The sequence below is a fragment of the Aequorivita marina genome (assembly GCF_031631895.2).
Taxonomy (GTDB): domain Bacteria; phylum Bacteroidota; class Bacteroidia; order Flavobacteriales; family Flavobacteriaceae; genus Aequorivita; species Aequorivita marina.
This window is the reverse complement of record NZ_JAVMBW020000001.1, coordinates 522,109-534,103: the sequence shown is the minus strand read 5'-3', so window position 1 is coordinate 534,103 and position 11,995 is coordinate 522,109. Positions and strand designations below refer to the sequence as shown.

13 protein-coding genes and 1 pseudogene are annotated in these 11,995 nt (G+C 38.8%); all 14 read left to right on the top strand.

What is annotated here, in order from left to right; genetic code table 11:
• Positions 1–37: 37 nt before the first annotated feature.
• The 14 genes and pseudogenes from QPK98_RS02440 (at position 38) to QPK98_RS02375 (ending at position 11,935) form a co-directional block, all read left to right on the top strand.
• Positions 38–1,111, top strand: a complete 1,074-nt coding sequence (locus QPK98_RS02440; RefSeq protein WP_310991411.1) for a 2Fe-2S iron-sulfur cluster-binding protein — start codon at positions 38–40, stop codon at positions 1,109–1,111.
• A 52-nt stretch (positions 1,112–1,163) separates the two neighbouring features.
• Positions 1,164–2,120 carry a 1,2-phenylacetyl-CoA epoxidase subunit PaaA gene (gene paaA, locus QPK98_RS02435; RefSeq protein ID WP_310991410.1) on the top strand — a complete coding sequence of 319 codons (957 nt, stop codon included), beginning with the start codon at positions 1,164–1,166 and terminating at the stop codon, positions 2,118–2,120.
• Positions 2,121–2,387: pseudogene (locus tag QPK98_RS02430) on the top strand (DUF4160 domain-containing protein).
• Positions 2,388–2,394: 7 nt separating this feature from the next.
• Positions 2,395–2,655 carry a DUF2442 domain-containing protein gene (locus QPK98_RS02425; protein ID WP_310991409.1) on the top strand — a complete coding sequence of 87 codons (261 nt, stop codon included), beginning with the start codon at positions 2,395–2,397 and terminating at the stop codon, positions 2,653–2,655.
• A gap of 140 nt (positions 2,656–2,795) precedes the next feature.
• A complete protein-coding gene (gene paaB, locus QPK98_RS02420; protein ID WP_310991408.1) occupies positions 2,796–3,086 on the top strand; it encodes a 1,2-phenylacetyl-CoA epoxidase subunit PaaB in 291 nt (96 codons plus the stop codon).
• A 49-nt stretch (positions 3,087–3,135) separates the two neighbouring features.
• Complete coding sequence (locus QPK98_RS02415) at positions 3,136–3,480, top strand: four helix bundle protein (RefSeq protein ID WP_310991407.1); 345 nt, start codon at positions 3,136–3,138, stop codon at positions 3,478–3,480.
• Between the two features lie 87 nt (positions 3,481–3,567).
• Positions 3,568–4,317 carry a 1,2-phenylacetyl-CoA epoxidase subunit PaaC gene (paaC, locus tag QPK98_RS02410; RefSeq protein WP_310991406.1) on the top strand — a complete coding sequence of 250 codons (750 nt, stop codon included), beginning with the start codon at positions 3,568–3,570 and terminating at the stop codon, positions 4,315–4,317.
• An 82-nt stretch (positions 4,318–4,399) separates the two neighbouring features.
• Positions 4,400–4,900, top strand: a complete 501-nt coding sequence (gene paaD / locus QPK98_RS02405; protein ID WP_310991405.1) for a 1,2-phenylacetyl-CoA epoxidase subunit PaaD — start codon at positions 4,400–4,402, stop codon at positions 4,898–4,900.
• A 179-nt stretch (positions 4,901–5,079) separates the two neighbouring features.
• Positions 5,080–5,718, top strand: coding sequence for a type IV toxin-antitoxin system AbiEi family antitoxin domain-containing protein (locus QPK98_RS02400; protein WP_310991404.1), 639 nt, complete (start codon positions 5,080–5,082; stop codon positions 5,716–5,718).
• Positions 5,715–6,578 (top strand): nucleotidyl transferase AbiEii/AbiGii toxin family protein, encoded by an 864-nt coding sequence (locus QPK98_RS02395; protein WP_310991403.1) that lies wholly within the window; start codon positions 5,715–5,717, stop codon positions 6,576–6,578. The genes QPK98_RS02400 and QPK98_RS02395 overlap by 4 nt, the downstream gene beginning before the upstream one ends.
• A 232-nt stretch (positions 6,579–6,810) precedes the next feature.
• Entirely contained in the window at positions 6,811–7,617 is an 807-nt protein-coding gene (locus tag QPK98_RS02390; RefSeq protein ID WP_310991402.1) for a thioesterase family protein, read from the top strand.
• Positions 7,618–7,932: 315 nt separating this feature from the next.
• On the top strand, positions 7,933–8,712 hold the full coding sequence (locus tag QPK98_RS02385) for an enoyl-CoA hydratase-related protein (RefSeq protein WP_310991401.1): 780 nt from the start codon (positions 7,933–7,935) through the stop codon (positions 8,710–8,712).
• Positions 8,713–9,292: 580 nt separating this feature from the next.
• Positions 9,293–10,483 (top strand): 3-hydroxyacyl-CoA dehydrogenase NAD-binding domain-containing protein, encoded by a 1,191-nt coding sequence (locus tag QPK98_RS02380; RefSeq protein WP_310991400.1) that lies wholly within the window; start codon positions 9,293–9,295, stop codon positions 10,481–10,483.
• Between the two features lie 117 nt (positions 10,484–10,600).
• Positions 10,601–11,935, top strand: coding sequence for a dipeptidase (locus QPK98_RS02375; RefSeq protein WP_310991399.1), 1,335 nt, complete (start codon positions 10,601–10,603; stop codon positions 11,933–11,935).
• Positions 11,936–11,995: the final 60 nt, after the last annotated feature.

The following is an 11,995-nucleotide window of genomic DNA, read 5'->3' as shown; positions in this document are numbered from 1 at the left end:
AACTAAAAACCGTAATTTTGTTAATTAACATATACCCGTGGCGAAATTTCATAAAATAAAAGTAAAAGACGTTTATAAGGAAACCAGCGATTGTTCGGTAATCACTTTTGACGTTCCCGAGGATCTGGCAACAGACTTCCACTTTCGGCAAGGCCAACACTTAACCTTAAAGGCTGAAATTGATGGCGAAGACACGCGCCGTTCCTATAGCTTGTGCTCCAGTCCAGTAGATAATGAATGGCAGGTTGCGGTAAAGGCAATTGCAGAAGGCAAGTTTTCAAACTTTGTAAATTCAGATTTACAGGCCGGCGATACCATAGAAGTAATGGTCCCTAGCGGCACTTTTGGGGTAGAGGTAAATCCTGATAAACCCAAAAACTACCTGTTTTTCGCTGCCGGTAGCGGAATTACGCCCGTACTTTCAATGATAAAAACGCATTTGGCATTGGAGCCCGATGCTACTTGTAAGTTGTTTTATGTGAATAGAACGGCGAAATCCATTATCTTTAAGGAAACATTGGAGCAGTTGCGAAACCAATATTTCGGTAGGCTCGAAATTTATTACTTTCTTACGAAGGAACGTCGCGATATTGACCTTTTCAACGGCCGTTTTGACGATGAAAAGATGGAGGTGTTGACAAAAACTTTTATCGATATTCCAGATACCAGTGAGGTCTTTTTGTGCGGTCCGGAAAAAATGGTAGATTATGTAAGTGAATTTTTGATAAATGCTGGGTTGCCAAAAGAGTTAATCCATTTTGAACTCTTTGTTACCGGATTGTCTGAAGAAGATATAAAAAGAGCCGAGCGTTTGGCAAAACAAAATGTTGAAGGCGTTGAGGTAACCATTGTAGATGCCGGAAAGGAATTCCAATTTACAATGACCAAAGATTTTGATAATATTCTCGATGCTGCCCTGGCTGCTGGTGCCGATTTACCTTTTGCGTGTAAAGGTGGGGTTTGCAGTACTTGCAAATGCCAGATTTTAGATGGTGAAGTTGAAATGAAAGTAAACTATGCCTTGGAAGACAAGGAAGTTGATCAAAATTATATTCTCAGTTGTCAAGCTGTTCCCACTTCAGAAAAAGTGAAAGTAGATTTTGATGTATGATGAATTTTCCTGCAAGGTTTTAAGTGCTTTGTAGGTCTTAAAAGATGAAGTTATGAGCGAAAAAGAAATAAAAAATCTAGAAGAAATCTTTGAAGCCCGCATTGCGCGCGACGAAAAGATAGAACCAAAAGATTGGATGCCGGAGAAATACCGAAAAACCCATATTCGGCAAATTAGCCAGCACGCCCACTCTGAAGTTGTGGGAATGTTGCCGGAAGGTAATTGGATTACCCGGGCACCTTCCTTGCGAAGAAAAGCAGCCTTACTGGCAAAAGTTCAGGATGAGGCCGGACATGGGTTATACCTGTATTCTGCCTGCGAAACTCTGGGGATTTCTCGTGAGGAACTTTACGAGCAACTCCATTCAGGGAAAGCAAAATACTCTTCCATCTTTAATTATCCAACAATTACTTGGGCCGATATTGGTGCCATTGGTTGGCTTGTTGACGGTGCGGCAATCATCAATCAGGTGCCGCTTTGTAACACTTCTTTTGGTCCTTATGCCCGTGCAATGGTACGCGTATGTAAGGAGGAAAGTTTTCATCAACGTCAAGGTTATGAGATTATGCTAACGCTTTGTAGAGGAACCGAAGAGCAAAAAGCGATGGCGCAAGACGCACTAAATCGTTGGTGGTGGCCAAGTTTAATGATGTTTGGACCAACTGACGATGAATCTACTCACACCGCGCAATCCATGAAATGGAAGCTAAAACGCAAAACCAACGACGAGTTACGGCAGCAGTTTATAGACCAAACCGTACCCCAAGCAGATATTTTAGGAATCACAATGCCAGACCCCGATTTAAAATTCAATGAAGAAACTGGGCATTACGATTTTGGAGAAATTGATTGGGACGAGTTTTGGCAGGTTGTAAAAGGCCATGGCCCGTGCAATAAAGAACGTATGGATGCCAGAGTTAACGCATGGAATAATGGTGAATGGGTACGCAATGCCGCAATGGCTCACGCTGAGAAAAATGCAAATAAAAAAGTAGCGAAAGCGAGTTAAATGGTAATGCCGGAAATATCGAGATTTTACGGAATTGTGATTAGGATGTATTTTATAGACCACAATCCGCCTCATTTTCACGCGGAATAGCAAGGTATGCAGGCAGAGGTCAATATAAAAACACTTGAGATTATTGCTGGAAGTCTTCCAAATAGGGCGTTAAGCCTTGTTTTGGAATGGGCAAATTTACACCGCAAAGAACTTTTAAAAAACTGGGAGAAGACCCAAATCCCTGAATCATTGGATAAGATAAAACCTTTAAAATAAAATAGTTGTGAACAATAGAGTAGTAGCATTTAAAATTATACGGGATTACTTGGTAGCTGTTCAGTTTCAAGATGGATTTCAAGCGAAAGTTAATCTGGAGCAGTTTTTAAATAAAGGTTTTGCAAAAGAGCTTTTGAACAAAAAGAAGTTTGCTGAACTTTCAATTGAAGATGGAGGTGGCTTAACTTGGCCTAATGGTTTTGATATATGTCCTAATTTTTTAAGGGAGTTGGCGAATAAAAATCCTGCGGAAGAAGTTTCCGTTTAATGAAATTTAATGTTGCAGGATGAATTGAATTCTAAACTCTTGTAATGACCAAAAAATACAAATAAAAAAGTAGCGAAAGCGAGTTAAAAATAAATGTGAAACGTAAGAATAAATGTTTAACATTTCAAACTTAAAATCTCATGTCTAATAAAAAAAATTGGCCCCTTTGGGAAATATTTGTCCGCAGTAAAAACGGACTCGAGCACCGTCATTTTGGAAGCCTTCATGCTGCCGATGCCGATATGGCTCTTGAAAATGCACGCGATGTTTACACCCGCAGAAACGAAGGTGTAAGTATTTGGGTGGTGGAAAGTAAAAATATAACTGCTTCAAACCCTGCAGATAATGGCGAAATGTTTGAACCTGCACAAGATAAAATATACCGCCATCCAACGTTTTATGACCTGCCTGATGATGTGAAGCATATGTAGAGAGGGCGGAGATCGAAATCGAAATCGAAATCGAAACTGAAATGGAAAAATGAAAAACTATAATTTAAATAATCGTTTTGAAGATTTCGCAGCTTCTGTTGTCATTCTTTTCAATAGGCCTCTAAAATCCTTTGCCGCAGACTATTTAGCAAAGCAACTCATAAGGTCTGCTTGTTCTGCTGCTTTAAATTTCGGGGAATTTGAAGGAGCTGGTTCGAACAAGGATAAAGCAAATAAATTAAGAATTACTCTAAAAGAATTACGTGAGTCTCTAAGAAACTTTAATATCCAAGTTAAAGCGAATTTAATAGATGACAATAAGGTAGTGGCAATACAAAATGAAAATGATCAACTTATAAGAATCGTAGTTACGCTTTTAAAAAAGTATAATTGATTCTCTGGAGTTGTGTCTTACAAGAATAAAAATAATTAAAGCCTTCGATTTCGATTTTATTTTCGATTTCGTTTTCAAAAAAATGAAATGAAAAATTTATACAACTACATCCTTACAATTGCAGACAACTCTTTAATACTCGCACAGCGACTTGGGGAGCTTTGTGGTCACGGACCAACCTTGGAAACTGATATTGCATTAACTAATATTTCATTAGATTTATTAGGTCAAACGCGAAGCTATTATCAATATGCCGCGAAGCTTGCAGGTGAAGGTAAAACCGAAGACGACATTGCCTTTCTAAGGATAGAAGGGGAGTACAAAAACTGCTTGTTGGTAGAGCAGCCAAATACCCATTTTGGCTATGTTATAGGGCGTCAATTTTTATTTGATGTTTTCCATTATATGTTGATGGATAAGCTAAAAGACAGCCCTGATGTTACCCTAGCAGCAATTGCTAAAAAAGGAATAAAGGAAGTAAGCTATCACCGCCGGTTTTCGGGAGATTGGGTAAAGCGATTGGGCGACGGAACTGAAGAAAGCAACCAAAAAATGCAAGAAGCAATAGACAATCTATGGCGATTTACGGATGAGCTTTTCTACATGACGCCTGCCGAAAAAACAATGGCGCAAGAAGGCGTTGGTATTGATGTTTCTGCTTTTAAAGAGAAATATTATGAGGAGGTTTCCGAAGTTTTGAAGGAAGCCACACTTAAGGTTCCTGAGAATAAATATTTTACAAAAGGCGGAAAAGAGGGCGTTCATACGGAACACATGGGGTTTATCCTTGCCGAACTGCAGTATATGCAACGCACTTACCCCAATATGCAGTGGTAGCATATAGAAATTAGAGTTGAAAATATAAAAGTATTTCTACAAGGTTTTTTTAAACCAAGTAGATGTATAAAAAAGAATCAAATTGCTAGCTGAAACTCCAAATATAGATAAAGATTTAATGCCCGTTCTGGAAACCGTTTCAGATCCAGAGATACCTGTGCTTTCGGTTTTGGCGTTGGGCGTTATTCGCGAGGCAATAGAAGAAGACGGTATAGTTAAAATTAAACTTACACCTACCTATTCAGGTTGTCCCGCAATGGATGTAATTGGTGATGATTTAAAAGCGGCCTTTGCTGAAATCGGGAAAAAAGTTGAAGTAGAACTGGTGCTTTCCCCAGCTTGGTCCACCGACTGGATTTCTGAGGAAGGTCTTCAAAAAATGGAGGAATACGGTATTGCCAGACCCCTAGCTGAGTCGCATGATATTGATGCCCTACTCCACGGAAAAAAGCTCGTAAAATGTCCCCAATGTGCAAGTACTAATACGCATTTGGTAAGCCAATTTGGTTCTACTGCATGTAAAGCATTATTTAAATGCGACGATTGCCATGAGCCCTTTGATTATTTTAAATGTTTAAAGTAATGGTAGGGCAGAAAGGTTGCATAAGATGCCAATCTTTAGCCGAAGTTAATCAATAACCTGTAATATAATTGTGAGATAATCGGAAAAAATCTGATTTAGTTTTTTATTCCCGGAAAAAATGTGTATTTTTATGGGTATATAATCGGTTTTATTTCGATTATATGCTTTAAATAATACATATGGCCTTTCGAAAAGACATACAAGATTATGCGCAAGCTCCCTTAACCCATCAAATGGTTTCGGATGTGTTGGCAGCATATCGGCGTCCGAATGACAAAATCAGCGACTTAGTGCAAAGTGGATTGTTGACCTCCCTGAGAAGAGGATTATATGTTCCTGGTCCGGAATTGGATTTGCCACTTCCACATTCTTTTCTAATTGCCAATCATCTGCGAGGCCCAAGCTATGTTTCGCTCCAGACAGCACTTTCGCATTGGGGTGTTATTCCCGAACGTGTTTATGAAATTAATTCCATAACCTTAAAAACTTCTCAGGTTTATGATACACCTATTGGTAGGTACACCTACCGCCACCTCAATTTTCCATATTATTCTTTTGGGCTTGAACGTGTAGAGGTTGGGACAAATCAATTTGTATTGGTGGCGACGCCCGAAAAAGCAATATGCGATTTAATCATCACTACGGCTGGAGTCACGCTGAGAAGTCAATTGCAAACCTTTGGGTTTTTAATTGAAGATATGCGGATGGATGAAACATTCTTGACAGATTTAGATACCGATGCTATTAGCAGTTGGATTGTGGATGCGCCAAAGGCTTCGAGTTTGAAAATGTTGGTAAATACCTTACAAAACTTATGATAAAAGAATGGATAGACACATACAATCCAGCGAATGAGGAGGAAGCACTTTCGGCTTTGCGGGAGATTATGCAAGAAATTGCGCTTGCAGGATTGTCACGTACAGATTTTTTCAAAAAGGCAGCCTTTTATGGGGGAACCGCATTGCGGATTTTTTATGGATTAGACCGGTATTCTGAAGATATGGATTTTTCATTGCTTTCCGAAGAAAAGAATTTTTCTTTAGAGCCGTATTTTCAAGCTATTCAGGAGGAATTCAATAGTATGGGTATGCGCGTCAGTTTGCGAAAAAAAACAAAAATCCATACCACTCCTATTGAATCGGCATTTCTTAAATCTGAAACCTTATGGAAGGAATTGGTGCTGGAAGATATTGTCGAACAATTGGGAATCAAATCTAATAAAAACATAAAGATCAAAATTGAGGTGGATCGAAACCCGCCGCAGCACTTTCAAACAGAAGAAAAGTTACTGCTCCGACCTTTTTCTTTTTATGTGAAATGCTTTGACCTGCCCAGTTTGTTCGCGGGAAAAATGCATGCCTTGCTTTTTCGAAAATGGAGAAATAGGGTAAAAGGTCGCGATTGGTTTGATATGGAATGGTATATACGGAAAGGTGTTTCCTTGAATTTAGAACATTTTATACAGCGTGCACAAGACTCTGGAGATTGGGAAAAACCGAATATTTCAAAAGAGGAATTGCTGGATTTATTGCAAACTAAAGTTGCAACTACTTCAATTGAAAAAGTAAAAGCAGATGTGCGACCTTTTATTCGGAACATGAAGCCATTGGAAATATGGAGCACTCAGTATTTTTTGGATCTAGTAGATTTGTTGAAAATCGAGGAGGAATTGAGATGATTGAATAAGAAAAGAATCAAGACTATATGTATAAAACATCATAGAAACTTCTTTAGGATTTTAAAAGTCAGTAAAATATCATTTTTAAATAATTTTTCGAAAGATTTTTTAAGACGGTTTTATCACGGTATATAATTTCAATTAGATGTCATTCATTTCTTAACAAAATCCTCTCAATCGTTAATGGCAATGGTTTCGCGTATAAGATTGTTTAACTTTGCTCCCAAAAAATATGGATTTTTATTACGAACTACTCCATCGCGAAGTCAAAGAAGACGGTGCGCAAGTGGCACATTATCGCCCAACAAATAACACCCAAGGGGCGTGGAATGAGAAAGAACAACATATGGCGCCTGCAACAGGGGTTATTTGTGCAGAACTCGAAAAATTTCAGCCTAAGGAGAACATGCGGATTGCGCGTATTAGCCTCGACATTTTGGGTATGATTCATTTAGACGATTTTCAAATTACAACCCGGTGCATTCGTCCCGGAAAAACCATTGAACTCTTAGAATCTGTTTTTGAAGCTAAGGGAAGAACGTGTGTTGTTGCAAGAACGTGGCGATTGATTACTGAAGACACCGCCAAAATTGCGGGATTGGAAGACAAATCAATCCCATTGTATAAAAGTCTGCCTAATTGGAAAGGCATGACGCTTTGGAACGGTGGATATATTCGTTCGGTTTCAGAAAATATTAAGGTAGCAGAACATCGTCCTGGGAAAGGCAGTGGATGGTTGACCAACCAGCTTGAAATGGTAAAAGGAGAATCCACAAGCGCTTTTGTGAAATTGATGGGGATGGTAGATACCATGAATGGTGTGGTTATGCGACAAGAAATACCGTTTTCTCATGTGTTTCCGAATGTTGATTTGCAAATCCATCTTTATCGTATGCCAACTGGAACGTGGTTGGGTTTGGACGTAGAACAACAATATGGAAAAGACGGAATTGGTTTAACTTCTTCTGTGCTCCACGATGAAGATGGACCCTTTGGCCATGCAGAACAAATCTTAACGATTCGGAAAGTACCCGAGTAAATGTTGACTCCGTAACCAAGCGACTCTCGGAAATAAAACTATGACCTTAATCGTGAAACTTGGAAAGGAAGCAACTAACGAAAGGAGGAGCAACTCCAATAGGAATGATTTTGTGACAATCAGGGTGTGGAAGACGTAATGTTGGTGGGTAATTTTCAATTACATTTACGGTCTATTTTCTCTAGCCTAAAGTAGTTTTTAGAATTCAGTTTGTTGCATTCAATTGTAAATAATCCATTCTATTTCAATTTCAGCTGAATTCTCCCAATTCTTTCTATTTTTGTGTAATTCTAATATCAATTTAATTCCTATAAGATGCCATTTATCACTGCAGAAATCAAAGAGAAAGTTGCTTTTCTTACCCTTAATCGTCCCGAAGTATTTAACAGTTTTAATCGTGAAATGGCCTTGTTGCTTCAAAACGAATTGGATGCAGCAGAAAAAAATTCAGAGGTTCGGGCAATAGTAATCACGGGTAGTGGCAAGGCGTTTTGCGCTGGGCAGGATTTAAAGGAAGTGACTTCGCCAGAATTGAACCCTGGGTTTAAAAAAATTCTTGAAGAGCATTACAATCCGATTATTTCTCGTATTCGAAAAATTGAAAAGCCCGTTATTGCTGCAATAAATGGAGTTGCTGCTGGAGCAGGAGCAAATATAGCTTTGGCTTGTGATATTGTCATTGCTTCAGAAAAAGCTAGTTTTATTCAAGCTTTTAGTAAAATTGGCCTGGTGCCAGATAGTGCCGGAACGTTCTTTTTGCCGCGTCTAGTCGGTTACCAAAAAGCTGCTGCCTTGATGATGTTGGGCGATAAAGTTTCTGCCGAAGAAGCTGAAAGACTGGGAATGATTTATAAAGTAGTTGCTGCCGATAGTTTTTCAGAAGAAATAAATAAAGTTGCAATCACATTGGCCAATATGCCAACCAAAGCCCTTGGGTTCACCAAACGTTTGCTGAATCAATCGCTACAAAATTCTTTGGAAGAACAATTGAATTTGGAAAGTAAACTTCAAATTGAAGCCGCCCAAAGTGAGGATTATGCCGAAGGAGTTGATGCTTTTGTTAATAAAAGAAGGCCTGAGTTTAAAGGGCGGTAATGAATATCGAACACTGAATAAAAAATCATCGCCTATCAAATAATGAATGTTGAATGTGAGATAATGTATTGAATAAGCGTGGTAAAGAAGAAAAGAGCTCAGCTTAATTTAGTAGTGATAGCTGAAAATTTTCACTGAGTTTTGATTTTTTTGTCGATATTGAATGCCGATTCGCATTAAAATATTTAATATGGCTACTTATAAATATGATTTAGAAGAAGTCTCATTCAGTTTACAGTAGAAGTAATCTTATTGATGGGAAACTGGATGGGAGTTTTGCGATGATTCACTTGTAAAACAACTTATTAGATTCAGTGCTGCTGCGGCCTTGAATTATGGAGAAGCCCAAAGTGCAGAATCAAGTAGCGGTTTTTAGCACAAAATTAAAATTTGTTTAAAGGAGCGAATTTGATAAAGGATATTGAAAAACTGGATATCCTTTTTAAAGGAAAACAATGAATTGAGTGTCATTTTTGTTTCCAGTATTCGCACCTCTCAAAATATAAAATAACTTAAAATAATCTGATACACCTATTGATTCACTTCGGTATTCGGTGTTCGAAATTCGATATTCAATATTATGAATGTAGCAATAATAGGAGCCGGAACCATGGGTAGCGGCATCGCACAAGTAGCAGCCACTGCTGGGTGTACGGTAAAATTGTACGACCTGAAAGTAGAAGCACTTGAAAAATCAAAGTCCAATTTAGAAAAGATAATGAGCCGCCTTGTTGAAAAAGGCAGGATAGACCAAGATGAAAAAGAGCGTATTGAAAGTAACATTCAGTATGTAGATACGCTAAAGAAACTGAAAGACTCCAATTGGGTTATTGAGGCCATCGTGGAAAATCTAGACATCAAGCAGAATGTGTTAACGACGCTTGAGAAATTTGTTTCTGATGATTGCATTATTGCAACCAATACCTCTTCACTTTCTGTTGCTTCCATTTCTTCGGCATTGGAAAACCCAGAGCGTTGCATCGGAATTCATTTTTTCAACCCTGCCCCATTAATGAAGTTGGTTGAGGTTATTCCTGCAATTCAAACGTCAGAAAAAACTTTAGATACTTCAGTAAAAACCATTCAATCTTGGGGTAAGACAGTTGCCGTGGCAAAAGACACCCCAGGTTTTATTGTAAATCGGGTTGCACGACCATTTTATGGGGAAGCATTACGTATTTATGAGGAGGGAATAGCTTCTTTTTCTGAAATTGACAAGGCAATAAAAGAAATTGGCGGCTTTAGAATGGGGCCGTTTGAATTGATGGACTTTATAGGAAACGATGTAAACTACACCGTTACCGAAACTGTTTTTAAAGCCTTCTATTTTGATCCGCGCTATAAACCTTCGTTTACACAGAAACGTTTTTCAGAAGCTGGCTATTTAGGAAGGAAAAGTGGAAAAGGCTACTACAATTATTCCGAGGATGGAAAAATGACAGCTCGAACTGATGGAAAGTCAACCAGGGCCAAAACAGCTTCCGAAGAAAAAGTAACTGATCAGGCTGTTTTTGATCGGATTCTCATCATGCTAATTAACGAAGCTGCAGATGCTTTGTTTTGGAATATTGCTTCGGCAGAAGACATTGATAATGCCATGACAAAAGGCGTTAATTACCCAAAGGGCTTATTGGCTTGGGCAAATGAGAAAGGGATTGAATGGTGTGTTTCAAAAATGGATGAACTCTACCAAATGTACCGTGAAGATCGATACCGCTGTTCGCCATTACTACGTCAAATGAATTCTGAAAAACTTCAATTTGAAGTTTAATGTAACTCCTTCGCTTATGCGGAATAATGTTATGCGAAATGGATTAATTATTGACGGGGTTTAACTGTAAAAATCTAATGTTCAACTAAAAACTTATCAATCACTAATTATTTTTATATGAAACACTTTACGTATTTTATTTTGGCTGTTAGCCTTGTTTTGGGCTCCTGTGGAAACAAGAAGAAAGAGCAGGAAAACCAAGCTGATGAATCTGCTGAAACTATGCAAGAAAAAGCCCAGCGAATCCATGCCGATGCTATCACCATGGACACCCATGTAGATATTGATGTTGACAATTTTACCGAAGTATCTAATTATACTGAAACGCTTCCCATTCAGGTAGATTTGCCAAAAATGGAAGCAGGCGGGTTAGATGCCGTGTTTTTAATTGTTTATACTGGACAGGGCGAACTGAACGAAGCGGGTTATAAAAAAGCCTATGCAAATGCTGATGCAAAATTTAAGGCTATCCACCGGCTAACCGAAGAAATTGCGCCCGATAAAATTGAATTGGCTACTACGGCCAAGGATGTACGCCGAATTGTAAAATCGGGCAAAAAAGTTGCACTTATAGGAATTGAAAATGGATACCCCATGGGGGAAGACCTTTCTAAGCTTCAAGAGTTTTATGATCGCGGAGCCCGATATTTATCGCTATCGCACAATGGGCACAGTCAGCTTGCTGATAGCAATACGGGAGAGAAAGATGATGTGTGGCTTTATGACAATGGTTTGAGTGATTTAGGCAAAAAAGCAGTTGCTGAGCTTAACCGTTTGGGAATCATGATTGACCTTTCTCATCCTTCTACAGGTTCAAATAAACAAACTCTTGCGCTCTCCAAAGCACCAGTTCTAGCATCACATTCTTCGGCACGTGCATTGAATGATGTAAGCCGAAATCTTTGGGATGAAGAACTTCTTGCTGTTAAGAAAAATGGAGGAGTGGTTCAGGCAGTTGCGTTTTCAAGCTATATAAACTCAGAGAAAGATTCAATTCATAAAGCGAAAGCACAACCAATAATAGATGAGATTGCGAAGAAAATGGACTTGGAGTTGCTCTCTTGGTCAGATTATAAACAATTAGATAAAGCCGCGGCAGATGCCTATCGGGAGAAGTATAGAGCTTTACAAGCCGAGGCAAAACCGCGTATTGAAGCGGAAATAAACCCTATTGCTCCGCCTGTTGATGTAAAGGATTTTGTAGATCATATTGATTATATGGTAGCGTTAATAGGTATTGATTATGTTGGTATCAGCTCCGATTTTGATGGTGGCGGTGGTATTTATGGTTGGGACGATGCGTCGGAAACCTTTAATGTTACCCAAGAATTGGTGAAGCGCGGTTATAGCGAAGAAGATATTAAAAAGCTTTGGGGCGAGAATTTGCTTCGTGTAATGGAGGACGTAGAAAAAGTAGCTCAAGAAATCCAAAGCGAAGAGGCGGCAGGTTAAGTTTCTGCGGTTTTAACAAAATGTGGAAAAGCCTTCCTGAAATTGATTCAGGAAGGCTTT

Excerpts from the sequence above, each read along its gene's own strand:
- paaB (WP_310991408.1), top strand. The coding sequence starts at position 2,796 with ATGTCTAATAAAAAAAATTGGCCCCTTTGGGAAATATTTGTCCGCAGT.
- QPK98_RS02375 (WP_310991399.1), top strand. The coding sequence starts at position 10,601 with ATGAAACACTTTACGTATTTTATTTTGGCTGTTAGCCTTGTTTTGGGC.
- QPK98_RS02415 (WP_310991407.1), top strand. The coding sequence starts at position 3,136 with ATGAAAAACTATAATTTAAATAATCGTTTTGAAGATTTCGCAGCTTCT.
- QPK98_RS02400 (WP_310991404.1), top strand. The coding sequence starts at position 5,080 with ATGGCCTTTCGAAAAGACATACAAGATTATGCGCAAGCTCCCTTAACC.
- QPK98_RS02390 (WP_310991402.1), top strand. The coding sequence starts at position 6,811 with ATGGATTTTTATTACGAACTACTCCATCGCGAAGTCAAAGAAGACGGT.
- QPK98_RS02385 (WP_310991401.1), top strand. The coding sequence starts at position 7,933 with ATGCCATTTATCACTGCAGAAATCAAAGAGAAAGTTGCTTTTCTTACC.
- QPK98_RS02395 (WP_310991403.1), top strand. The coding sequence starts at position 5,715 with ATGATAAAAGAATGGATAGACACATACAATCCAGCGAATGAGGAGGAA.
- paaC (WP_310991406.1), top strand. The coding sequence starts at position 3,568 with ATGAAAAATTTATACAACTACATCCTTACAATTGCAGACAACTCTTTA.
- paaA (WP_310991410.1), top strand. The coding sequence starts at position 1,164 with ATGAGCGAAAAAGAAATAAAAAATCTAGAAGAAATCTTTGAAGCCCGC.
- QPK98_RS02380 (WP_310991400.1), top strand. The coding sequence starts at position 9,293 with ATGAATGTAGCAATAATAGGAGCCGGAACCATGGGTAGCGGCATCGCA.